General features: G+C 48.9%; 18 protein-coding genes. 13 read left to right on the forward strand and 5 right to left on the reverse strand.

What is annotated here, in order from left to right; genetic code table 11:
* Nucleotides 1–91: 91 nt before the first annotated feature.
* A complete protein-coding gene (locus tag QWJ10_RS08275) occupies nucleotides 92–967 on the forward strand; it encodes a CAP domain-containing protein (protein ID WP_260466368.1) in 876 nt (291 codons plus the stop codon).
* 130 nt (nucleotides 968–1,097) lie between these two features.
* On the opposite strand, the gene QWJ10_RS08280 is transcribed toward QWJ10_RS08275, so the two are convergent.
* From QWJ10_RS08280 to QWJ10_RS08295, 4 genes are all read right to left on the reverse strand, one after another.
* The gene (locus QWJ10_RS08280; RefSeq protein ID WP_289925436.1) at nucleotides 1,098–2,414 is read right to left on the reverse strand and encodes a Na+/H+ antiporter family protein; all 1,317 of its coding nucleotides are present in this window, start codon (nucleotides 2,412–2,414) and stop codon (nucleotides 1,098–1,100) included.
* A gap of 138 nt (nucleotides 2,415–2,552) precedes the next feature.
* Nucleotides 2,553–3,158: a flavin reductase family protein gene (locus tag QWJ10_RS08285; RefSeq protein WP_197872495.1), complete on the reverse strand. Its 606-nt coding sequence runs from the start codon at nucleotides 3,156–3,158 to the stop codon at nucleotides 2,553–2,555.
* 85 nt (nucleotides 3,159–3,243) lie between these two features.
* Complete coding sequence (locus QWJ10_RS08290; RefSeq protein WP_289925440.1) at nucleotides 3,244–5,094, reverse strand: sodium:proton antiporter; 1,851 nt, start codon at nucleotides 5,092–5,094, stop codon at nucleotides 3,244–3,246.
* Between the two features lie 241 nt (nucleotides 5,095–5,335).
* On the reverse strand, nucleotides 5,336–6,208 hold the full coding sequence (locus QWJ10_RS08295; protein ID WP_289925442.1) for an alpha/beta hydrolase: 873 nt from the start codon (nucleotides 6,206–6,208) through the stop codon (nucleotides 5,336–5,338).
* Between the two features lie 196 nt (nucleotides 6,209–6,404).
* Here QWJ10_RS08295 and QWJ10_RS08300 point away from each other — a divergent pair, with 196 nt between their 5' ends.
* The 12 genes from QWJ10_RS08300 to QWJ10_RS08355 all read left to right on the forward strand — a co-directional run bounded on the left by QWJ10_RS08300 (nucleotide 6,405) and on the right by QWJ10_RS08355 (nucleotide 23,125).
* Nucleotides 6,405–7,115, forward strand: a complete 711-nt coding sequence (locus tag QWJ10_RS08300; RefSeq protein WP_289925444.1) for a hypothetical protein — start codon at nucleotides 6,405–6,407, stop codon at nucleotides 7,113–7,115.
* Between the two features lie 218 nt (nucleotides 7,116–7,333).
* Complete coding sequence (rep, locus tag QWJ10_RS08305; RefSeq protein ID WP_074821216.1) at nucleotides 7,334–9,343, forward strand: DNA helicase Rep; 2,010 nt, start codon at nucleotides 7,334–7,336, stop codon at nucleotides 9,341–9,343.
* Between the two features lie 204 nt (nucleotides 9,344–9,547).
* A complete protein-coding gene (locus QWJ10_RS08310) occupies nucleotides 9,548–10,387 on the forward strand; it encodes an ABC transporter permease (protein ID WP_286787266.1) in 840 nt (279 codons plus the stop codon).
* Nucleotides 10,377–11,789: an ABC transporter ATP-binding protein gene (locus QWJ10_RS08315; RefSeq protein WP_289925451.1), complete on the forward strand. Its 1,413-nt coding sequence runs from the start codon at nucleotides 10,377–10,379 to the stop codon at nucleotides 11,787–11,789. Before QWJ10_RS08310 ends, QWJ10_RS08315 begins: the two co-directional genes overlap by 11 nt.
* Nucleotides 11,786–15,988 (forward strand): rhamnan synthesis F family protein, encoded by a 4,203-nt coding sequence (locus tag QWJ10_RS08320; protein WP_289925452.1) that lies wholly within the window; start codon nucleotides 11,786–11,788, stop codon nucleotides 15,986–15,988. The genes QWJ10_RS08315 and QWJ10_RS08320 overlap by 4 nt, the downstream gene beginning before the upstream one ends.
* Nucleotides 15,989–16,021: 33 nt before the next feature.
* The gene (locus tag QWJ10_RS08325; RefSeq protein ID WP_289925454.1) at nucleotides 16,022–18,436 is read left to right on the forward strand and encodes a rhamnan synthesis F family protein; all 2,415 of its coding nucleotides are present in this window, start codon (nucleotides 16,022–16,024) and stop codon (nucleotides 18,434–18,436) included.
* The gene (locus QWJ10_RS08330) at nucleotides 18,433–19,380 is read left to right on the forward strand and encodes an NAD-dependent epimerase/dehydratase family protein (protein WP_289925457.1); all 948 of its coding nucleotides are present in this window, start codon (nucleotides 18,433–18,435) and stop codon (nucleotides 19,378–19,380) included. Before QWJ10_RS08325 ends, QWJ10_RS08330 begins: the two co-directional genes overlap by 4 nt.
* Before the next feature lie 95 nt (nucleotides 19,381–19,475).
* Entirely contained in the window at nucleotides 19,476–20,093 is a 618-nt protein-coding gene (gene cysC / locus QWJ10_RS08335) for an adenylyl-sulfate kinase (protein WP_289925801.1), read from the forward strand.
* A gap of 317 nt (nucleotides 20,094–20,410) precedes the next feature.
* Nucleotides 20,411–20,941 (forward strand): DNA starvation/stationary phase protection protein, encoded by a 531-nt coding sequence (locus tag QWJ10_RS08340; RefSeq protein WP_010796480.1) that lies wholly within the window; start codon nucleotides 20,411–20,413, stop codon nucleotides 20,939–20,941.
* Nucleotides 20,942–21,215: 274 nt separating this feature from the next.
* Nucleotides 21,216–21,767, forward strand: a complete 552-nt coding sequence (locus QWJ10_RS08345; protein ID WP_289925459.1) for a sugar ABC transporter ATPase — start codon at nucleotides 21,216–21,218, stop codon at nucleotides 21,765–21,767.
* A 283-nt stretch (nucleotides 21,768–22,050) separates the two neighbouring features.
* On the forward strand, nucleotides 22,051–22,260 hold the full coding sequence (locus tag QWJ10_RS08350; RefSeq protein ID WP_010796478.1) for a cold-shock protein: 210 nt from the start codon (nucleotides 22,051–22,053) through the stop codon (nucleotides 22,258–22,260).
* Nucleotides 22,261–22,444: 184 nt separating this feature from the next.
* Nucleotides 22,445–23,125 carry an SAM-dependent methyltransferase gene (locus tag QWJ10_RS08355; RefSeq protein ID WP_074821209.1) on the forward strand — a complete coding sequence of 227 codons (681 nt, stop codon included), beginning with the start codon at nucleotides 22,445–22,447 and terminating at the stop codon, nucleotides 23,123–23,125.
* A gap of 6 nt (nucleotides 23,126–23,131) precedes the next feature.
* Here QWJ10_RS08355 and QWJ10_RS08360 read toward each other — a convergent pair whose 3' ends face one another.
* On the reverse strand, nucleotides 23,132–23,356 hold the full coding sequence (locus tag QWJ10_RS08360) for a hypothetical protein (protein WP_010796476.1): 225 nt from the start codon (nucleotides 23,354–23,356) through the stop codon (nucleotides 23,132–23,134).
* Between the last annotated feature and the right edge of the window lie 54 nt (nucleotides 23,357–23,410).

A 23,410-nucleotide genomic window follows, 5' to 3' on the forward strand; every position in this document is an offset into this window, starting at 1 on the left:
AATTGACGTATCGTCATGCCTGCGCGGTGATGACTGTTCCAGCCTGGAGCAGCCACTGTTTCTATCGGTTGCCGTTCTGCCAATGACTATCATGCCTACTTCGTCCTGCTCCACGCTTCGTTTATCCACCATGATGGGTGCCGCGCTGCTGGCAAACCTGTCCATGATGCCTTTTGCGCAGGCCAGCGACAGCAGTCAGCTCATCAGCCTGATCAACCAGTACCGTGCTGCGCCACAACGCTGTAACGGGCAGCGTACGGCTCCTGCTGGCCCACTGGCCGCCAACGAAAAACTGGCCCAGGTGCGTCTTTCACAGGGCATGCAGCTGCGTGAGGTCTTGCGCGGGACGGGTTATCAGGCAGCCCAGGTGCAAGCCATGGCTATTTCGGCACCGGCCGGGGCGGAAGCTGCCATGCAGGTGTTGACCCAGAGTTATTGCAAGGCGCTCTTGGACTCACATTACGCCGAGGTTGGCGTCTCGCGTTCGGGTAATCGCTGGCAAATCGTCCTGGCCCAGCCGGTGTTGTCGGGCAATATCGGCGACTGGCAGTCTGCCGGTAAGGAAGTCCTCAGGCTGGTCAACGAGGCGCGCGCCAAGCCGCGCCGCTGCGGGAGTCAGTCCTTCAAGAGTGCCAAGCCGCTCACCTGGGACGCCAAGCTGGCCAACGCCGCCCTCGCTCACAGCCGCGAGATGGCCTCGCTCGATTACTTCAGCCATGCCGGCAAGGATGGCAGTCAGGTGGACAAGCGCGCCCAGCAACAGGGTTATCAATGGCGACGGATCGGCGAGAACATTGCCGGTGGTCCCGGCTCACCCAAGCAGGTCGTCTCCGGCTGGCTGGCCAGCCCCGGCCATTGCAGCAACATCATGAACCCGGACTACACCCAGATGGGTACGGCTTATGCCGTCAATCCCAAGAGCAGCGAGGTTATCTACTGGACGCAGGTGTTTGGGACACCGCGTTGAATAAGGGGCTGGAGCGTTGAGAGTGATGGGTATAGCGTTGCTCAACCCCTCCAACAAACGCTACGCCCTACATTCTTAACCCACAAAAAAGCCGCCTCGAATGGGCGGCTTTTTTTGTATGCAGCGAGGCTTACAACATCATCGCGGCAACCCAGCCGAACACTAGCAGCGGCAGGTTGTAATGCAGAAAGGTGGGCACCACGGTATCCCAGATGTGGTTGTGCTGACCGTCCACGTTGAGGCCGGCGGTTGGGCCAAGGGTGGAATCAGACGCCGGCGAACCCGCGTCACCCAGCGCACCTGCGGTTCCGATCAGGGTCACGATAGCCAGCGGGCTAAAGCCCAGCTGCACGCTGAGCGGCACAAAGATCGCGGCAATAATCGGGACCGTCGAGAACGACGAACCAATCCCCATGGTGACTAGAAGGCCTACCAGCAGCATCAGAAATGCCCCTACCGCCTTGCTATGGCCAATCCAGTCCGCAGACGCATCCACCAGGCTCTTCACCTGTCCTGTTGCGGTCATTACCTCGGCAAAGCCCTGGGCGGTAATCATGATAAAGCCGATAGCCGCCATCATCTTCATGCCTTCGGTAAAGAGGTCATCCGACTCCTTCCACCGCACGACGCCTGAGGCCGAGAACACCAGAAAACCGGCCAGTGCGCCGATAATCATGGAGTCCAGCCACAGCTGTACGCTAAAGGCGACCGCAACCGCCACACCCGCCATCAGCAGACTCTTGGGGTTGTAGCTCGCCTCGACATGCTCGGCCTGCTCCAGCCGCGCCAGATCATAGACACGCTTGCGGCGATAGCTGAAAGAGGCGATTGCCAGCCCGCACACCATCCCCAGCGCCGGAAGGGCCATCGCGTGCGTGATGCTGATACCACTGATATCCACGCCCGCCTTTGCCACATTGGCCAGCAGGATATCGTTCAGGAAGATGGTGCCAAATCCCACCGGCAGGAACATGTAGGGCGTTACCAGACCAAACGTCATCACGCAGGCAATCAGCCGACGGTCGATCTGCAGACGCGTCAGCACATACAGGAGCGGCGGAATCAGCAACGGAATAAACGCAATATGAATCGGCAGGATGTTTTGCGACGAGATGGAAACCGCCAGGATCAGGGCCATCAGGATCCATTTCACCATGCCGCCGCCCTTGTTCTCGCTGCGACCGACCATGACGAGCACCTTGCTCGCCAGCGCATGCGCCAGCCCGGATTTGCTGATGGCGACCGCAAAGGCCCCCAACATGGCGTAGGACAACGCCACGGTGGCACCTGAACCCAGCCCCGTATTGAAGGCCTTGAGCGTGCCATCCATTCCCAACCCGCCCAGCATCCCGCCGACGAGCGCACTGGCGACCATGGCGATCACCACGTTTACGCGGCACAGGCTGAGGACCAACATGAGTCCTACGGCCGCGACTACTGCATTCATTACCATCCTCCAGCGGAGTGCAAGCCTACCCAAAAAGGCGCGTACTCTGCCGTAATGCAGTAGATGGAGTCAAAAACGGATGCCGAAGTGCAGGCGTCAAGGCTGACCCGGTAGGCTGCCGGGCCGGTGAATGCGGGGCTATTCCTGTTTGGGGGACAGCGGCGTTCCCACCACCGAATCGCCAATTACCAGAAAGTGTCCGCCCGCAATATGGTGCAGCGTGCGCAGCTCATCGTGCCCCTCGAATGACCAGTGCCCCTCCTTGAAGACGCGCTCGTCGGCCTGGGCAGCAATCACCTCACCCAGGAACAAATCATACTGCTGTTCATTGTGCGGCTCCGGCAGCAGGCGGCACTCCAGCCACGCCACGCAGCCTTCCAGCAGCGGTGCTTCGACCTGCTCACCGGTGAAGGTCTCCAGCCCATACAGCGCAAACTTGTCTTTTCCACCCCGATCCAGCTCGCGGCCCGACGTGGTTCCTACGGTTTGGGCGATGTCCGCCTGCGTCACCACCGGCACGTTCAGCACAAAGGTGCCGGACTGCTCCAGCAGCTCCCGCGTCCAGGTGGACTTATCCAGGACAACCGCCACCTTGGGCGGCTCGAAATCGATCGCCATCGCCCAGGCCGCTGCCATGATGTTGCGCTTGCCTTCGTGTGCCGCGCTGACCAGCACCGTCGGCCCATGGTTAAGCAGCCGATAGGCCTTGGGAAGAGGAACGGGGCGGCGAGTGGTTGTGGTCATGAAGGGACTCCAGAAAGATGAGGCGCGGCCTTGTTTAGCGGCCGGGCATAGAAGAATGTCATCATAAGGGGTACGCCGGGCTTGATCAGCCCGGCAGCGTAGGCGCGACGTTAGCTGCCGGCTCACGGGCGACGTCATCCTCCGTTGGCTCGATCAGCGCTACCACCGTCCAGCCGGCCTGGGGCTGCCAGCTACTGTCCGGTGTGACAACACGGATCTTGTCCTGCGGGTCGCGGGCGAACAGTACCAGCGCCTTGCCTTCATGCAGCGCCTGATAGTCAGCCCAGCCAAAACCTTCCGTTAGCCGCGTGGTTCGGATCTCGTCTCCTCGTGCCAGTCGCCCGGCCAGCTGTGGATAGGTAAGGGCCGGACTGCCAAGCGCCTGACCACGGTGCTCTTCACTCGCGCGGTGCTTGTCGCTTCGCTGGCTGTCCTTGCCGCTGTACACGGTGTACAGCTCGTTGGCACCGAACTCATGGCGAAACCGCATGCTGGCGAGGGTGTTCAGTTCGCCCGCGGGAGATACGCCAAGCAGACGGCCGATCCCTACCAGATCCATATGCGCCTCGGCGTGCTGCGACGCCGGATTGCCAAAGTAGGTGGGCAGCTCATCCATGCGCGCGCTACTGATGTTGTCCCAGTTCGAATCGGTCAACATGACGCGCACGCCCAGCTGTTGCAGGGCTTTGCCCAAGGCGCGAGCCACTGGGTTGGCACCGATGATGAGAAAGCCGGTCGGCGCGGGTTCGGCCACCTTGAGCAGACGAGCGAGCGGACGGGCCGTTGCGCTTTGCAGCACCACCGTGCCGATGATGACTGCAAAGGTAAGCGGCACCAGTAAGGCGGCATCAGTATTCCCTTGGCTGGTCAGGCGAATCGCAAAGATTGCCGAGACGGCGGCCGCCACGATGCCACGCGGCGCAATCCAGCCCAGCAGCACCCGCTCGCGCCAGGACAGCGTCGACCCCCAGGTCGAGACCAGCACATTCAGCGGTCGCGCCACGAACAGGATTACCAGCAGCAGGACGAGTACCGCAGGTCCTAGCGCCAGCAAGGCATTCAGGTCCAGCCGCGCCGCCAAGAGAATAAACAGCCCGGAAATGAGCAGAACGCTCAGGTTCTCCTTGAAATGCAGGATCTCCCGTACATCGACATCCTTCATGTTCGCCAAGCACATGCCCATCAGCGTAACCGCCAGGAGACCCGACTCATGAACAAAGTGGTTGGACACAATGAAGACGCCCAACACTGCTGCCAGGCTCGCCAGGTTGTACAGGTAATCCGGCAACCACTGCCGTCTCAGTACCTGCCCCAACAGCCAGCCACCGGCCAGGCCGAACACACAGCCGCACACGATTACCGCGGCAAACGTCGTCAGGCTCTGGCTGACCCCGCTACCGGCATCATGGGCGACCACAAAGCTGTACACCACTACCGCCAGCAGCGCGCCAATAGGGTCGATGACGATGCCCTCCCAACGCAGGATATTGGCCACCGACGCCCGGGGGCGCACCACCCTCAGCATCGGCACGATCACCGTCGGGCCGGTTACCAGCGTCATGCTGCCAAACAGCAGCGCCAGATCCCAAGGAAAGTCGAGCAGATAGTGGGTGGCAATGGTAATGACGGCCCACGTCACCAACGCCCCGGCCGTTACTAGCCGGTGTACCACACTGCCGATTTCCCGCCATTCGGACAGATGCAGCGTAAGGCTGCCTTCGAACAGGATCAGCGCCACTGCCATCGAGACGACAGGAAACAGGAGGGGTCCCAGCAGCGCCTGCGGATCGAGCCAGCCCGTGACCGGACCCGCCAGGATGCCGCAGACCAGCAGAAACAGAATCGCCGGCAAGCGCAGCCGCCAGGCCAGCCACTGGCACATCAGGGCAATAACGCCGATACCGGCAAAGGCGAACAAGAGCTGTTGTTCGTGCATAACGGTCCTTGAAATACGAGGGGAAAAACATCAAGCGAGGGACAGCGCAAAAGCTGTCATGACTAGACCGTAGCGCCTTTGCGGCAATTCCTGACCTTACGTCGGCATTCCGCCTGCCACGAATTGCGAGATAAAGGCCGGAAACAACAACGCCCCGAATCATTCGAGGCGTTGCGGGTATGCACATTTAAACAGTCAGCCTGACGAGTGAGCCGACACCCACCCTCCTTTTTATTCATGTCTACAAAAACGCTATCACCTCACCCAATAGCGCTTCCGGCACTTCTTCCGGCAAGTAATGCCCACCGGGTAGCGCCTTGCCCTGCACATCGGTCGCTACCTTTTTCCATTCTGCGAGCGGGTCAAAGCATTTGCCTACGATGCCGTCAGCGCCCCAGAGTGCAAGGGTGGGCATGGTCAGCATTCGATTGGCGGCGCGATCGGCGCGGTCGTGCTCAAGGTCAATCGTGGCGCTAGCCCGGTAGTCTTCGCAGATGCCTCTGGCCGTGCCGGACAATTTGAGGCAGCGCAGATACTCTTCAAACGCGCCATCCATGAACGGCGCAAGGCCTGCGCTGCGAGTGCCCATAACGCTGCGCAGGTAGAGATCCGGGTCGGCATCGATAAGGGTTTCTGGCAACGGCGCCGGGCGGATCAGGAAAAACCAGTGCCAATAGGCGCGAGCAAAGGCTTCGTCGGTCTGGCTGTACATGGCCAGCGTAGGGGCGATGTCAAGCAGGATCATTCGCCGTACCGCGGCGGGGTGATCCATCGCCAGGCGGTGGGCCACTCGGGCGCCGCGGTCATGGGCGAGCAGATCAAATGTGTCGAAGCCCAACGTTTGCATGAGCTCGATATTGTCTTGCGCCAGGGTGCGCTTGGCATACGTCAGGTGCTGCGGGTCAGCAGGCGGCTTGCTGCTATCGCCATAACCACGCAAGTCCGCCGCCACAACGGTAAACCGCTCAGCCAATACAGGCGCTACCTTGCGCCAGATGACATGTGTTTGCGGATGCCCGTGCAGCAGGAGCAACCCCGGCCCACTGCCCCCGATCCGGTAGGCAATATCAATACCGTTAACATGGCACTGCGCTTTTTGAAAACCAGAGAACATGGGTGGGCGCTCCAGGCTGAGGTCGGTTTATCCGGTGTACCGATTAGCGGCCCCGTTGAAAAGAGCCGGTGCCCAAAAGATGGCCGACACCTTGGTTTACCCATCGTTGGCAAACGGCCATTATTTTTTTGCCAAGAGCGATTTATTTCACATTTTTGCACTCAAAGGGGCTCCGTCACTCATACCCTAAAACAATATGAGACTACCTACTCTCCTTTCCCGCCCCTTACTGAACGCGCTGGCCTTCACGACCTTAGGCTTGGGGAGCCATGCGGCGCTGGCTGCCGAGCCGTCTACCGCTACGCCGATAACCCTCAGCCAGGTAAATACCTCTGTTACCAGCTCCATCAATGACTTCACCAATGAGGACTGGCAGAACGGGGTCTATCGCAAGGCCGCCGGCTTTTCGATTCCGGCCACGCAGACCAACCAGAATGCGTTCAAGCCTGGAGCAAAGGTGCTCCTGGCAACGGGCGCGGTTGTGTCGGTCAAGCAGGTGCAGGTCGGCGACAAGAACATGGCCGTATGGGTAGAGGGTCCGCTGCTGGATGGCAGCGCTGTAGGTTATCCGCGTCGGCTGACGGTTGGGCTCAATGGCGGCGATCCCGTCCCGCCCAAGGTCGTGCCGCAGGAAGAGTTCAGCACGCGTATCAATAACCTTACGAACGAGGACTGGCTCAAGGGCGTGTATCGAAAGGCAGCTGGTTTTTCCATTCCCGTTACTACCATGAACCGCAAGGGCTTCAAGCCCGGCGCAACCGTACGCCTGGGAGATGGGCAAGAGCTGCTGGTGAAATCCGCCCAGGTAGTGGGGACAAGCATGGCGGTGTTTCTGGACAGTCCCGTATTGAATCCAGACTTGGTGGGATATCCGAAAAGGCTGAGGTTCATAGCACCCGCACCTTGATAGAGTGCAGGCGTGATTGGAGGGAGGCGTTTGGTACGGCCGTGCCGGATGCCTCTCCCCTTGATGGGTATCGCCTTGATGGGTATCGCCTTGCCTACGGGTCAGGTGCTCCGATCCAGGCTGCGGCGCTATATGACTACCGTCAGCCAACCGGTGCCCTATCGTGCCATCACCGCTGGTAGAATGCGCCGCCTGTTCCACCAGCCCTCGATGTCTCCATGTCCCGATTGAATCCTCGTCAACAGGAAGCCGTAAATTACATCAGCGGGCCGCTCCTGGTGCTGGCCGGTGCCGGTTCCGGCAAGACCAGCGTGATCACCCGCAAGATCGCTTACCTGATCCAGCAGTGCGGTATCCGCGCCCAGTACATTTGTGCCGTGACCTTTACCAACAAGGCCGCACGCGAGATGAAGGAGCGGGTCAGCAGCCTGTTGCGTGGAGGGGAAGGCAAGGGTCTGACCGTGTCGACCTTCCACAACCTGGGCCTGAACATTATCCGCAAGGAATACGCCAAGCTGGGTTACAAGCCGGGCTTCTCCATCTTCGATGAGGGCGACATCAAGGCGCTGCTCACGGACATCATGCAGAAGGAGTATTCCGGAGACGACGGCGCCGATGAGATCAAGAACTACATCGGCAACTGGAAGAATGACCTCGTGCTGCCTGAGGAAGCGCTGGCCAAGGCCCGTACGCCCAAGGAGCAGACGGCCGCCGTGGTGTACCTGCATTATCAGCGCACGCTCAAGGCCTATAACGCTGTAGACTTTGACGACCTGATCCTGCTGCCGGTCAAGCTCTTCCAGGACAACCCAGACGTGCTGGAAAAGTGGCGCAACCGCATCCGTTACATGCTGGTGGACGAATACCAGGACACCAACGCGAGCCAGTACCTGTTGGTCAAGCTCCTGGTGCAGGATCGCGCGCAGTTCACTGTGGTGGGCGATGATGACCAGTCCATTTATGCGTGGCGTGGGGCACGGCCGGAAAACCTCATGCAGCTCAAGGATGACTTTCCTTCGCTCAAGGTCGTGATGCTGGAGCAGAACTATCGCTCCACCAGCCGTATTCTCAAGTGCGCAAATATCCTGATCGCTAACAACCCGCACGTATTCGAAAAGCAGCTGTGGAGCGAGATGGGTCATGGCGATCCGATCCGTGTGATCCGCTGCCGCAACGAGGATGCCGAGGCCGAGCGCATCGCGTTGGAAATCCTTACCCTGCACCTGAAGACGCAACGGCCATACTCGGACTTTGCCATCCTTTACCGGGGCAACCACCAGGCCAAGCTGATGGAACTCAAGCTCCAGCACCATCAAATTCCGTATCGGCTGTCAGGCGGCACGAGTTTCTTCTCCCGTCAGGAGGTAAAGGACCTGATGTCCTATTTCCGCCTGCTGGTAAACCCGGACGATGACAACGCCTTTCTGCGCGTGATCAACGTACCGCGCCGCGAGATCGGCTCGACAACGCTTGAAAAGCTCGGCAACTACGCCACGCAGCGGCAGATTTCCATGTATGCCGCAGCCGACGAGATGGGGCTGTCCGAGCACCTGGACGCGCGCTACACCGAGCGCCTTGCCCGCTTCAAGCGCTTTATCGATGGCGTGCGCCAGCAGTGCGCCCAGAATGACCCGATCATGGCGTTGCGCAGCATGGTTATGGACATCGACTACGAGAACTGGATTCGCCAGAACGCCTCCAGCGACAAGGTGGCCGAATTCCGCATGGGCAACGTCTGGTTCCTGATCGACGCGCTGAAGAACACGCTCGAAAAGGACGAAGACGGCGACATGACCATTGAAGAGGCCATCGCCAAGCTCGTCCTGCGGGACATGCTTGAACGCCAGCAGGAAGAAGAGGAAGGCGCCGATGGTGTGCAGATGATGACGCTGCACGCCTCCAAGGGTCTGGAGTTTCCCTACGTGTTCATCATGGGCATGGAGGAGGAAATTCTTCCGCACCGCTCCAGCATCGAGACGGACAGCGTGGAAGAAGAACGCCGCCTGGCCTATGTAGGCATTACCCGCGCTCGCCAGACGCTGGCCTTTACCTTTGCCGCCAAGCGAAAGCAATACGGCGAGGTAATTGATTGCACCCCGAGCCGTTTCCTTGATGAACTACCACCTGAAGACCTAGAGTGGGAAGGACAGGAAGATGCTCCGGTAGAAGTTAAAGCGGCGCGGGGCAATGACGCACTGGCTGCGATGAGGGCGATGCTCAAGCGATAAAGCATAGTAGTATCTACATCTGCCAATCAGTCAGGTAATGTGAAACTATATCTAAGCCTTGTAGAAAACAGAAACTTTTGAACATATTTATATGGCTTTTAGAGAAACTTTTTTGCGGATTACTTTTAATAAAATTTTACCTAATTTTAAATTAAGGTATAAAAATAAACTGAAAATTAGCAAAACAACGCAAGGTTAAGAGCAATGAACCCGCACACAAGACAGCCTGTCTCGCCTCAATCAATTATTTCTAGTTTATGGAGCAACAAACAATTAATTTTACAAATGACGAAGCGGGAAGTGATCGGACGCTATAGAGGCTCTGCATTAGGCCTAGCATGGTCGTTCTTGAATCCTATTCTCATGTTGAGTGTATATACATTTGTTTTCTCAGTTGTCTTTAAAGCCAAATGGAGCACTAGCAACGTACAGAGCGAGAGTAACCAAGCAATATTTGCAATTATGCTTTTTGTAGGACTGATCATTCACGGCATCTTTGCAGAGGTTCTAAACAAAGCCCCTAGCCTAATAATAAGCAACTCAAATTATGTAAAAAAAGTAATATTTCCTCTTGAAATACTGCCTTTCATATCCATGGGAACAGCATTTTTCCATGCAATTATAAGCACTGTAGTCCTATTAGTCGCTCAGACAATTTTTATAGGCCTTCCGCCAATAACAGCTTTTCTTATACCTATTATTTTTATTCCTTTAATGATCTTGACGATAGGCTTGGCCCTGTTTCTAGCATCCATAGGAACTTACCTTAGAGATGTAGCACAAACTATTGGAATAGTAACAACCATAATGCTGTTTCTATCTCCCGTATTTTTCCCTATCAGTGCATTACCAAAAGAATTTCAGCCATTTATTTTGGCAAACCCGTTAACCTTCATAATAGAGCAGGCCAGACTGGTCTTAGTCGAAGGAATTTTGCCTGACTTTCTAGGATTATTAGTATATTTTATTTCTGCTTTAGCTGTAGCTTGGTTTGGTTATGCTTGGTTTCAAATAACACGTAAAGGATTTTCAGATGTCCTCTGAATTAAATCAGACTAAGCCTTACACAGTGTCATTAAAAGACAGTTTAGCTATTGACGTCACAGCGCTGAGCAAATGCTTCCATATTTATGACCTTCCGCGACACAGGCTCCAACAGTTAATTTTCGCTCCGGTATTTAATAAAAACCTAAAGCTCTATAAGGAATTTTGGGCTCTACGCGATATAAGCTTTAAAATATATAGAGGAGAGACGATTGGAATTATTGGAAAGAATGGATCCGGTAAGTCTACCCTTCTACAAATTATTTGTGGGACATTGACACCCACGTCCGGAAGAGTAGAAACAAATGGAAGAGTAGCTGCACTGCTTGAGCTAGGCTCCGGCTTTAACCCAGAATTTACAGGTCGAGAAAATATTTATTTAAATGGAGCAGTTCTTGGGTTAAGTAAAGAGGAAATTGACCAGCGATTCGAAGCTATTGTCCATTTCGCAGATATTGGAGATTTTATTGAGCAACCGGTGAAATCTTACTCAAGCGGCATGAGTGTGCGCTTAGCTTTCGCAGTAGCTATAAACGCTGATCCGGAGATACTAGTTATTGATGAAGCGCTCTCGGTAGGAGATGAATTATTTCAGAGAAAATGCTTCTCTCGTATAGAGCAGATAAAGAAAAACGGTGCAACCATACTATTTGTATCCCACTCAGGTGGTACAGTAATTGAATTATGTGATAGAGCTATACTTATAGACTCTGGCCAGCTACTAATTGACGCTGCCCCTAAAGAAGTAGTAGGCAAATATCAAAAGTTGCTATATGCATCACCACAGAACCGCGAAGAAATAAGAAACAGTATATTAAATGGATCTATTGATTCATCTAAAAATAAGAATAGTCAAAACAAAAAAACCGAAAAATTAAAATTAGATGAGTTTCATCAAAATGAAACTTTTGATGCGTCGCTTGTACCTTCAAGTACAATAGCTTATGAAGAAAAAGGCGCTTGTATTGAGGCACCAAGAATCGAAACTTTAGACGGCAAAAAAGTCAATAACATAATTCGCGGGAAAAACTATTTTTACAAATATACCGTGTCCTTTAGTGAACCAGCTTTTTTAGTACGTTTCGGCATGCTTATAAAAAGCCTTAGTGGGATTGAGTTAGGCGGAGCAATTTCCGCTAGTAAAACTAGCGAAGGAATACCCTATGTCGCCGCTGGGCAAAAGATAATAGTGCAATTCAAATTTACCTGCGCCCTAAACCCAGGCCTGTATTTCTTAAATGCAGGAGTACAGGGAACAAGAGACGGCGCAGAAACATATCTTCATAGATTGTTGGATGTAGCGACCTTCAGGGTTCAGCCAGAAGAAAATTTACTGGCAACCAGCCTTGTTGATTTTAGCTGTGAACCTAACTTTGAAATTTCTGGCGTTGATAACATATGAATAGCAAAAAAATTATTGTTGTATTAGGCATGCATAGAAGTGGGACCAGCACTATAACCCGCAGCCTTCAAGCGCTAGGAGTATCTTTAGGAGACAAGTTGCATCCGGCTGGCTTTGATAATCCTAAAGGCTTTTGGGAGGACGAAGACGTTATCCAGCTAAACGAGCTTCTATTAAGAGATATTGGCTCAGCCTACGATAGATTAGGACTTACTTCATCAGCTTTTATGAGCGAGCCTATTATCCAAGAGCATCTTAGCCGTGCTGTTGGTATCTTAAAGGAAAAAATTGAAAACACTTCTTTATGGGGGGTTAAGGATCCTCGAATTTCCAGACTACTCCCTTTTTGGAAAAAGGTTTTTGAGACATTAGAAATAGATATAAGATACGTAATCTCTTTAAGAAACCCCCTCAGTGTCGCGGCCTCCCTCGAAAAGAGAAATGGGTTTGAAAGCTCCAAATCTTACTATTTGTGGCTAGAGCATGTACTGCCCGCATTAAACATAGTAAAGAATGAAAACCATGTCATTGTTAGTTATGACCAAGTTCTCAGTGCGCCTAGAGATCAGCTTACCCGTATAGCAGAAGCCTTAGATTTAAAAGTATCGAATGATGAGCTTCAAGAATTTGAAAAAAGCTTTATAGATAATTCCTTAAGGCATACGGCGCATACTCAAGACGACCTAGAGACCGCCCAGGATGTCCCAGAACTCGTGAAGAGAACTTATAATTTTTTACACACAGCGGCATTAGATCATATCGATATAAGCTCTCCCCAATATATCAACTCTATTAATGAGCTTCTTCAAAATTTAAATGAAATCGAGCCAGCCCTTAAACTTATAGCCAAAAGGGAGAGTAGTCTAATTTCCGCAAATGAGCAAATAGTAAGCAGAGATAGCTCTATTAAGCACATAACAGAAAACTATCTAAGCCTGGAAACGAAACTACAGTTAGCTAATAAAAATATTGAAGAGCTAAATGACCATATAATTTCTTTAGAACAAAAACTCGCAAGCGCTGCTGATAGAAATATAGAGTTAGAAAATTTAATAGATGATCGTGCAAAGGAAATCATCAACCAAAGCAGCCTTATAGAAAGCACTATTGATCAACTTAAAAAAACACAAGAAATTATTACAGAGCAAAATAATAATCTAGCGCTACAAAGCAGTAGAATAAAAGCCATGTCCCAAGAAATTGAAGCATTAAAAAATTCACTTACTAAAAAAGAAAAAGAAATAGCTTCTTTCCTTTCAGAGATCGAAGCTGAGAAAGAAAAAGAAAAATCATATCTCTCTTTAATAGAGCAGAAGACCAGATCAGAGCTTAAACTCTCAGAGCATATAAATTATCTTGAAAAATATTCAAAATTTTCCTCCAGCACTTTAGAGGCAATATTAAAGTCTAAGGTTTGGCGCCTTTCAACATCTATAAAAAACCTAAGCAAAGTTAAATCTAAAGCTCACCCTTTAAATCATTTACTTACGAAATTTTATGATTTCGATAAGAGTTTTTACTTAAGTCAATACAAGGACGTAGCGGCCTCTAAAATCTCCGCAGAGGACCACTTTATTTTATACGGAGCATTAGAAAGGAGGACGCCTAACAAAAATACAGAATATGGCGGAGGCATGGTCCGAACGATAGAGCATGGAGATCACTCGGTTAAAGAAGCGCAAAAAGATGATAATTCAATCGAAGAACATGATGTCTTAAATAATATAAATCTAAATCCATTAATGGAAAAAATATCTAACAACGAAAGCATTGAAATTAACGGTGTAGAATCAGCACAACTGAATAATGTAGAAAGTGAACTTCATAGACAACACTACTTACATGATAACGAACTTGATCCTGAGTTCTATCTTGCCTTATATCCTGATTTAAAGAACGCTGGGATAGATCCGTATCAGCATTATATAAACCATGGCCGAAGTGAAAAACGCTTAGGCCGAATGCCCGATCTGATTTATAAGGGAAACCTTGAAAAACTCTCTCAAAATAAGAAAACAATTCTTGTCGTTAGTCATGAAGCATCAAGAACAGGCGCGCCTGTATTAAGTCTAAACATCGTCCAGGAGTTGATTAAGGAAAATAATGTAGTAGCCTTATTACTTGGGCCAGGTCCTCTAGTAAATGAATTTTACAAAGCTGGTGCTATTTGTATAGGACCTTTGGAGTTAAGAGGGCATCCTATACTTGCTGAGCTCATGATGAATCAGCTAGTAAATATGTGTAAATTTGATTTTGCAATAATCAATAGCATTGAATCTCGTGTTGTTCTTTCTAGCTTAGCTAAGAATTTCGTACCTACTTTAAGTCTAATCCATGAATTCGCTTCATATACCAGACCTAAACATGCTTTCTATGAAGCGCTATTTTGGTCAGGAGAAGCGATTTTCTCTACATCCCTTACATTAGAAAGTGCACAGAAAGAATATCCTGAGATGAGGAATCGTAATTTTCATGTGCTTCCGCAAGGGCGTAGCCTGGTACCAAATGATGAAGTTGATGAGAAACTAGTTGAAGACGAGATCAAGCGCATTCGACATGCTATGCGACCTAATAATAATGGCAATACAGATTCTTTCATAATATTAGGCGCAGGTTATGTGCAGCTTCGTAAAGGCGTTGACCTTTTTATAGATTGTGCTTCAAAAATTGCGCAATCGGCCATTGGAAGCAAATGTAGATTTGTCTGGGTTGGTAAAGGCTTCGACTCAGAAAATGACGCCTCTTATTCAGTATATTTAGCTGATCAAATTCACCGTGCAGGCTTGGAAAAAAACCTGACGTTTATTGAAGAGACCTCTGCTATAGATGCTGTATATGAGCAAGCAGATTTACTTCTACTGACTTCGCGTTTAGATCCTTTACCTAATGTAGCTATTGACGCAATGGCACATGGTCTGCCTGTTGTCTGCTTCGATAAGACAACAGGAATAGTAGACTTTTTAAAATCTGCTAAATTAGAAGATTCATGTGTGGCAAAATATTTAGATACGTCAGACATGGCTAGTAAAATTTTGAAGCTAGTTAACAACAAGGAACTATATAATACCGTTAGTGATGCGTCGAAAAATAAATCTTTAGAATATTTCAATATGAAGAAGTATATTAAAGAGATTAAAAATATTGCTCACCATGTTATTAATCTATCAAATCAAGAACAGCTGGATCTTGAAGAAATTGCTAAATCTAATTTAACTGACTTTGGCTTCCTTACTGCACCTGATGAAAAAGACAAAACTCACGCTGAAATATTACGAAAGTATGTCCGTTCGTGGGCTACCGGTATAAATAAAAGAAAACCCTTTCCTGGTTTCAACCCCGAAATTTACTTAGAGCATAAAGGAGGTTCTGAGTTACGAGCGGATCCTTTTGCAGAATTTTTACGCGATGGTCAACCTAAAGGGCCTTGGCTGAGCCCTACCCTTTCGCTTTCAAACAATAAATCAGAGCTCCCTCAAAATAGTGAAGTGGCTTTGCATATTCATGCATATTATCCGGAGCTTTTATCAGAAATTTTATCTCGACTTGAGAAAAACCAGTTATTACCCGACCTTTTCATTAGCACTAAAGATAATTCTGCAGTAAATCATATTTCTGCTCTACTAGAGTCTTACCAAGGAAAGGTTGTAGTTATTCAAGCTGTAAAAAACTGCGGCAGGGATATTGGCCCTTTCTTAACAGCCTTCGGTGAAAAACTACTAAATTATGAGTTTGTAGGACATTTGCATACTAAAAAAACTGCTGATGTCGCAGACCAAGCAATGGGGCAGACATGGTATCGCTTCCTACTCGACAATTTAATAGGCAGTGACGACTTAACAGCGGCTGATACAATATTAGCCACTATGAGATCTAGGAAGAATATAGGCATAGTATTTCCTGATGATCCACATGTCGTATCTTGGGGCCTAAATAAATCCTATGCAGAAAACCTAGCCCACCGTCTGCATCTCAACGAACTCCCTAAAAGCTTTAGCTTTCCTGTTGGAACTATGTTTTGGGCTCGCTCTCAAGCTTTAAAAATTATGTTTAATGAATTCAAAAGCTGGGACCTTTACCCAGCAGAGCCACTACCTTATGACGGTAGCATGCTGCACGCGCTAGAGCGTCTCTTTCCTCTTGTATGCAAAGAGGCCGGCTTTGAAGTCTTACTTACTTATGTAAAAGATGTATCTCGCTAATATGTCTTAGCCAGATAGTACAGGGATAGGCTAATGTTATTAATAGTGAGCATATTAAAAAGACTTGTTGCTACAACCCTTCTACATATAGCAGGAAAAGCAAAAAATTTTGATAGATTATTTTATTTAGAGCAGTATCCAGACGTAAGAAATGCAGGCATTGACCCTGCCGAACACTATCTTCGGTATGGTTTAAGGGAGGGCCGTTTAGCCAAGCCTGAAAAGCTTATTTGGTCCGGTAGTTTTGAAAATTTATCACCTGAGCGAGAAACTATTCTAATAGTAAGTCATGAAGCCTCGCTCACTGGCGCGCCAGTTCTAAGTCTTAACTTGGTAAAAGGCTTTGCTAATACTTATAATATAATAACTATAATTTTAGGCGACGGCCCTTTAAAAGAATCTTTCTCAAAACTTAGCAACATACTAATTGGCCCAATAGACTTACGTAGGAACCCGTGGGCGCTCAATGGTTTTTTTGAGAAAAATCTAGATAAATTAGAAATAAAATATGCATTTGTAAACAGTATAGAGTCCCGCTTTGTACTTCCTTCATTAGCGAACAGATTAATCCCTACGATAAGCTTACTACATGAGTTCTCTGCATATACTAGACCTCTAGGAGCCTTTAAGGATGCAATATTTTGGTCTAACTCAACCGTATTCTCAACGAAACTAACTCTACAAAGTGCAATTAAGGACCACCCTGAATTAAAAATTGAAAACTCTCCTATTATCCCTCAGGGAAAATGTACCCTTGCTCAGAAAAACTCAATCCATAAAAGAGACACTTATGAATTAGAATTAATCAAAGACAAAGTGCTTGGAAAAATTATCAGGGAAGAAAAAATACTGATCCTTGGTGCAGGCTCAGTACAACTTCGCAAAGGGGTGGATTTATTTATTGATTGTGCGGCCCATATGGTAAGCAAACGTCCAAACTCTAATTTTCATTTTGTTTGGATCGGTAAGGGATATGATCCAATACATGACGCCAACTATTCTGTTTACCTAAAAGATCAAATTCAAAGATCAAACTTAGAAAGCACAGTAACCTTTTTAAGAGAAACAGAAGAAATAGAAAGCATATATAGCTTAGCAAAAATTCTTTTATTAACATCCCGCTTAGATCCCCTACCAAACGTAGCTATTGACGCCTTAACAGCAGGTTTACCTATAGTCTGCTTTGAAAAAACGACTGGTATATCTGAGTTCTTAGAACAAGCAACTATTTCCAACAGCTGTGTAGCTAGCTACCTTGATACAAAAGACATGGCTGAAAAGGCTATTAATCTTATTTTTTCTGAAGACCACTATAAGCACACTTCACAAGTTTCAAAGAGCACTGCTACAAAATACTTTAACATGGAAAAATACATTAAAGAGCTAGACCAGCTAGCTAGAAATGTAGCCATGAAAAACATACAGGAGAAAGCTGATTTAGAAACTGTTAGAGAATACGGAGACCTTAATATCGAATTCTGCTATCCCCGTACAAACGACCTTGATAGTTCATTACGAGTTTACATTAGGTCATGGGCTAGCGGTATTGGTAAGCGTAAGCCTTTTCCAGGTTTTCATCCAGATGTATACACTGAACGACACGGCACAAGTATAAGGGGCGGTGACCCCTATGCAGATTATTTGAGAGCAGGATGCCCTAAAGGTCCTTGGCTCCAAAAAGTAATTACACCAAAAAGCCGAACAATTTCATTATCGAATAAATTCCAAGGCAAAGTAGCCTTACATATACACGCTTATTACCTAGAATTATTTCCCGAGCTTTTAAATAGAATTAACAAGAACAGCTTCCATCCTGATCTCTTTATAAGTGTAAAAGATAGCGCGGCTCTAGATCTCATTGAAAAATATCTATCCAACTACCAAGGGCGTGTCAATAAAATTGAAATTGTACCTAACATTGGTAGAGACATAGGACCGTTCCTGACCACATTCAGAAATGACATCTGTTCCTATGACTTAATAGGACACATGCATACTAAAGAAAGTGCCGATATTGCAGATAAAGAGATAGGAAAAACCTGGTATGAGTTCTTGCAAGATAATTTATTAGGTAATAACTGTAATAAAATGATTGATATAATAATTAGTCATTTTGCAAATGATTCAAGTTTAGGTTTAGTTTTTCCTGATGATCCTAATGTTATCGGCTGGGGGGCCAATAAGCTATTCGCTGAAAAGTTAAAGGCACGACTGAAACTGAAGGAGCTACCAGAGCACTTCAATTTTCCCGTTGGTACAATGTTTTGGGCTAGAGTAGCGGCCCTAAAGCCACTATGGGATTTGAATCTCAGCTGGCAGGACTATCCTAAAGAACCGCTGCCCTATGATGGCTCGTTGCTTCATGCACTGGAAAGAATATTTCCGTTGGTCTTAGAAAAGTCAAACAGTTATAGTGCAGTGACTTATATTCCAGGTGTATCAAGATGAAGATTGTGATTTTTGGCGGCGGTGGTTTTATTGGTTCAGCTATCGCTGATCGCTTGCTTATGGATAACCATGAGCTAAGGATTTTTGAAAGGCCTCGCATAGAACCTTATCGAAAGTTCAGACCAACTGAACATGTTGAATGGGTAACAGGCGACCTCATGAGCACTCATGACGTAAGCCAAGCGGTTTCAGGCGCGGATGTCGTATTACACCTTGTCTCAACTACTTTGCCTAAAAGTTCAAATGACGATCCTCTTTATGATGTGCAGACTAATTTAGTCGCTACCTTACAAATGTTAAATGCCATGGATGCTCAGGGCGTACGACGAATCGTATTTATATCTTCAGGAGGAACAGTATACGGCCCTCCAAGCTACCTTCCTATTGATGAAAGACATCCTACTGAACCCCTAGTGTCTTATGGAATAACAAAACTAGCCATAGAAAAATATTTATTAATGTATGAGCATTTGCATGGGATTAAAGCCCATATTTTACGCGTAACAAATCCATTTGGAGAGAGGCAAAGGATAGAAACAGCGCAAGGGGCGGTAGGAGTTTTCCTTAGTAGAGCTCTGCAGAATAAAGCTATTGATATCTGGGGGGACGGTACTGTTACGCGTGATTATCTATATGTTGGCGACGTAGCAGATGCCTTTGCAAAAATTGTCCACTACGATGGATCTAAATCGGTTTTTAATATTAGCTCCGGTAGAGGAACTAGTTTAAATCAATTGGTAAGCACAATTGAGGATGTATTAGGGAAACCTATACATTGTAATTACCTACCTGGAAGGCCATTCGATGTTCCGGTTAGCGTATTAGGAAACAGCTTAGCCCAGCATGAGTTAGGATGGTCACCTACTGTGCATCTGAAAGATGGTATAGCTAGAACTGCTGAATGGATGGCAAACCAGTTGCACAAGAATAATAAATTAGATTAGAAGTTACAGCATGGTAGTGTTTGCAACTATACCACCGCGTTCAACGCAGGCTTACAGAAACCCATTTATACAACTTTATTTTAAATTTTGGTTTTATGATAAAAGATAAAAATATTGTCTGGCAAAACAGTTTAGTCCTACCTCGCATTAGGTCTAACATTCTACGTCAAGAGCCTGTCACCATTTGGCTCACAGGCCTTAGCGGATCAGGAAAATCTACTATCGCCTTTGCTTTAGAAAAAGCCTTGTTGAATATAAATAAACTAGCCTTTGTATTAGATGGAGACAACCTTAGGCATGGGCTTTGTAAAGATCTAGGATTTAGTGAAGAAGATCGCTCTGAGAACATAAGACGCGTAGCAGAAGTATCCAACTTAATGAACAATGCAGGCCTAATAACTATAAGTGCCTTTATTTCACCTTTAGCTAAAGACAGATTACTAGCAAGAGAAATTATTGGGAAATCACGCTTTTATGAGGTATATGTAAATACTAGTTTAGATACGTGCGAAAAAAGAGACTGCAAAGGTCTTTATAAAAAAGCTAGAATGGGGCTTATCAAAGATTTTACAGGCATCGGCTCACCTTATGAACCACCTATAGAGCCTGACCTGTTGCTTAACACCGAGATACTGACTATTGATCAATGCGTTAATTTACTAATCGAACATATCAACTTAATATCTAAAGATTTTTGGCCTGCTCATCTCTAGCTTTAATAAATTTAAATTATCTGCAAGTTTCCTAAAGCATGGAGAAGTATATAGCTTCTACCTACCAACTAAGCTAAAGCTCCTCTATTTATAATAAATAATTTAAGCGTAATTAGAGAAGCACGAACCACTGACTTCAGAAGTAAAAAATAATTTACAAAGAATAGCGCTAAAGCAACCGCAGCCTTTAGCCAAGAAATTGAGCTAAAAAATTATAACTATAATGAACTATCCTAGCCTTTAGAGTTCACATATATACAAGCTATGTACGGCCTTAATGATGGCCTTTGTATCGTTCTCAACAGAGAGGTCTAGATATGGCTACTGCAAATGCCAAGCAAGAACTGAAATCCGTTGAAACCATTAATGCCCGCGCGTCCACTGGTCAGGACGCTACCTTGACTCAACAGGGTGAAATTGGTAAGGCGCTAAGTGTCCTGCTGTCGGATGTCTTCGCCCTGTATATCAAGACCAAGAATTACCACTGGCACATGCACGGCACCCACTTCCGCGACTATCACCTGTTGCTGGAAGAGCAGGCAACCCAGTTGTTCGCCATGACTGACCCCATGGCCGAGCGTGCACGCAAGATTGGTCAGCCTACCATTCGCTCTCTGGAGCAGATGGTGCAGCAAAAGCGTCTGGCCAGCAGCGAAGCTGAAGACCTAACCGCTGAGCAGATGCTGGAAGAGCTGCATGCCGATAACCAGGCGCTGGCTGCGTTCATGCGCACTACCCACACCCTGACCAGCGATGGTAATGACGTGGCGACCACCAGCCTGCTGGAAGAATGGATCGACCAAGCCGAAGAGCGCGCCTGGTTCCTAGGCAAGACTGTCGGTAAGTAAGCATCATTGGCAGGCTTTGGCTCTCTTTTGTAGAGACGCCTGAACACTGCTGAATTCGATCAATCCGGAATCCTGCGGGGTTCCGGATTTTTTATGCCTGTCGCTTATGTTCGCTCTGCCAGCTGCCATAACTCCCTCTGCCTCGGCGCATACATAACATCTCCTGTACAACGGGTCGATCTGAGCGAAAATAACGGTTTGTTGTTTTAAGACCCGAACGTGAATGTAACCCTGTTCAGGCCGCGTCTTCCCAGCCCTTACACAGACCGCACGTATGTACGATAACCAGCTCATCCTTGTTCCATCCATTTCCACCCTGCCGGGCCATGAGGCCAAGGCATTGAGCGCGCTGCGCTGGCTGATACGCAGGGGCATCGTGCAGGAACAGGTAACGACCTGCGGCCGCGGCTCGCAGGGCATGGCCTATGGCATTGCTCCAGGTGCCGAACGGGTGGTCAAATACCCCGAACGTCTGCCGTTCGGTCATCCTGTCAACGGACTGGAAATCATCACTCGCCGCTGCATCTTTACGCCGGACAAGGGATTCAAGGAGGAGGCCGGCTGCCCGGAGTGCCGCCAGGAGATCGGTGAGGCGCTGTTCGATAGCCTGGAAGACTGGATGCCCGGCCATACCGATAATTTTCGCTGCCCCGAATGTGGACACGAAGATGACATCAACGGGTTCCTGTTCCTGCAGCCCTGCGGCTTTTCCAATCTAGGCTTTATTTTCAACGGCTGGGCAAAAGCCGTCTTTCAGCCCACCTTTCTTGAAGAGTTTGCAGAACGGCTTGGCTATGGCATTACACAGGTAGCGGTTGAGCTCTGAACGGGGGCCCGGTAATAGAAGGCGAGAACACAAAAATAATTAAACAGGCAGAGCGTTGATAAATAAGAGAATTGTGCCTACTGCCGCTGCTTGCCGGAAAATAAAGGTATACAACGGCTCAAAAGCGCGTATGGTGACGTCACTGCTCTGCAATTGTCACTTCGATACCCTGGCTTGATGTACTGCTTCACGTTTCATCTCCTTGGCTCGTTTTACTTTCGCATCTCAGTCTCGGCCTGAACGGTTCAGCGCCGCAGTCTTACTTTTACCTTGGAGATACATCATGTCTACTCGCCAAACGGGTACCGTCAAGTGGTTCAACGATGAGAAAGGTTTCGGCTTCATCACGCCTGAGAGCGGTCCTGACCTGTTCGTTCATTACCGTTCGATCGAAAGCGCCGGCTTCAAGAGCCTAAGCGAAGGTCAGCGCGTTTCTTTCGTGGCCGTCAAGGGCCAGAAAGGCATGCAGGCTGATCAGGTTCAAGTCGTCTAAGACGCCTGATCCAAAAAGCCCCGCCTAGCGGGGCTTTTTTATTGCCTGCGTTTTTTAAAGTCGGCTGTTTGCCGCTATCGCCTCAATGGCAAGCCCTTCGTCCTGTACTGCTGCTCTTTCAGAGTGGTGCCTGTTCGATCAAGCCCTGTCTTGACGCCAACATCATCCAACCTAATGGATCAGCATGTCCGGTTATCGAATCAAATATCAAACCGTCACCGTTGGTGATGTGGATTTTCACATCCAATCCCTAAAAGACCATCAGCAATACTATGATCCCAACGGCGAAGCGGAGCTGCTGGGCATCTCGCCCGAAAGCTGGCCGCTGTTTGGTCAGGTCTGGCCCTCAAGCTATGTACTGGCTACGGCCATGCAGACCATTGATCTCAAGGGCAAACGTATCCTGGAGTTGGGGGCAGGTCTCGCGCTGGCCAGCCTCGTGGTGCATAGCCGGGGCGGCAACATGACGGTGAGTGATTACCATCCGTTGATCCCAACCTTTCTGAACGAGAATCTGCGGCTCAACAACCTGGGGCCGATCAAATACCAGGCGGCAGATTGGGGCAGAACCGACCTGGACCTGGGCCAGTTCGATCTCATCATCGGCAGTGACCTGATCTACGAGCGCGACCAGCCTGCCATCCTGGCCGACTTCATTGACCGGCACTCGGCGGATGAAGTGGACATCATCATTGTCGACCCGGACCGCCGCCAGCGTTCCAGCTTCTGCCGTGAGATGGAGGAGCTGGAATACTCGTATCGGAGTACGCGAGCAGACTGTGTACTGAGTACCGGCGAAGCCTATAAAGGGTCATTCCTGCATTTTCATCGGGACGAGGCCACACTGAGCCTCGCCGTCGGTTAGGTTTTCCTACAGCGGGCCGGGGTCCGGAATCGGGCCAGGAATCTTGGCTGGCTCTTCCAGGTTTTCGCGCGCTTCCTCAGGCAGGTCTTCCGGGCGGGTCTCGGGATCAAGCTCGCTTTCCAGCTCACTATCGGCTTCGTCGAGGTCGTTCAAAGGCGCCTGATCAGCACAATAGAGGCCTATAACGGCCGGATCAGGCGTGAACGCTGAAGGGCTTGGGTGCGTCAGCATCGGCATATCCTCATGGCTGGGCTCTTTTGTTTAGTCCAGCCACTCGGGGATAGG

Origin of the sequence: Pseudomonas sp. WAC2 (assembly GCF_030403525.1) — a bacterium.
GTDB lineage: Bacteria > Pseudomonadota > Gammaproteobacteria > Pseudomonadales > Pseudomonadaceae > Chryseomonas > Chryseomonas luteola.

What these genes read in the sequence shown, in the direction of transcription:
- QWJ10_RS08330 (WP_289925457.1), top strand. Translation starts at nt 18,433, where the DNA reads ATGAAGATTGTGATTTTTGGCGGCGGTGGTTTTATTGGTTCAGCTATC.
- QWJ10_RS08295 (WP_289925442.1), bottom strand. Translation starts at nt 6,208, where the DNA reads ATGTTCTCTGGTTTTCAAAAAGCGCAGTGCCATGTTAACGGTATTGAT.
- QWJ10_RS08285 (WP_197872495.1), bottom strand. Translation starts at nt 3,158, where the DNA reads ATGACCACAACCACTCGCCGCCCCGTTCCTCTTCCCAAGGCCTATCGG.
- QWJ10_RS08280 (WP_289925436.1), bottom strand. Translation starts at nt 2,414, where the DNA reads ATGAATGCAGTAGTCGCGGCCGTAGGACTCATGTTGGTCCTCAGCCTG.
- QWJ10_RS08315 (WP_289925451.1), top strand. Translation starts at nt 10,377, where the DNA reads ATGTCCTCTGAATTAAATCAGACTAAGCCTTACACAGTGTCATTAAAA.
- cysC (WP_289925801.1), top strand. Translation starts at nt 19,476, where the DNA reads ATGATAAAAGATAAAAATATTGTCTGGCAAAACAGTTTAGTCCTACCT.
- QWJ10_RS08325 (WP_289925454.1), top strand. Translation starts at nt 16,022, where the DNA reads ATGTTATTAATAGTGAGCATATTAAAAAGACTTGTTGCTACAACCCTT.
- QWJ10_RS08340 (WP_010796480.1), top strand. Translation starts at nt 20,411, where the DNA reads ATGGCTACTGCAAATGCCAAGCAAGAACTGAAATCCGTTGAAACCATT.
- rep (WP_074821216.1), top strand. Translation starts at nt 7,334, where the DNA reads ATGTCCCGATTGAATCCTCGTCAACAGGAAGCCGTAAATTACATCAGC.
- QWJ10_RS08275 (WP_260466368.1), top strand. Translation starts at nt 92, where the DNA reads ATGCCTACTTCGTCCTGCTCCACGCTTCGTTTATCCACCATGATGGGT.
- QWJ10_RS08350 (WP_010796478.1), top strand. Translation starts at nt 22,051, where the DNA reads ATGTCTACTCGCCAAACGGGTACCGTCAAGTGGTTCAACGATGAGAAA.
- QWJ10_RS08290 (WP_289925440.1), bottom strand. Translation starts at nt 5,094, where the DNA reads ATGCACGAACAACAGCTCTTGTTCGCCTTTGCCGGTATCGGCGTTATT.
- QWJ10_RS08300 (WP_289925444.1), top strand. Translation starts at nt 6,405, where the DNA reads ATGAGACTACCTACTCTCCTTTCCCGCCCCTTACTGAACGCGCTGGCC.
- QWJ10_RS08360 (WP_010796476.1), bottom strand. Translation starts at nt 23,356, where the DNA reads ATGCTGACGCACCCAAGCCCTTCAGCGTTCACGCCTGATCCGGCCGTT.
- QWJ10_RS08345 (WP_289925459.1), top strand. Translation starts at nt 21,216, where the DNA reads ATGTACGATAACCAGCTCATCCTTGTTCCATCCATTTCCACCCTGCCG.
- QWJ10_RS08310 (WP_286787266.1), top strand. Translation starts at nt 9,548, where the DNA reads ATGAACCCGCACACAAGACAGCCTGTCTCGCCTCAATCAATTATTTCT.
- QWJ10_RS08320 (WP_289925452.1), top strand. Translation starts at nt 11,786, where the DNA reads ATGAATAGCAAAAAAATTATTGTTGTATTAGGCATGCATAGAAGTGGG.
- QWJ10_RS08355 (WP_074821209.1), top strand. Translation starts at nt 22,445, where the DNA reads ATGTCCGGTTATCGAATCAAATATCAAACCGTCACCGTTGGTGATGTG.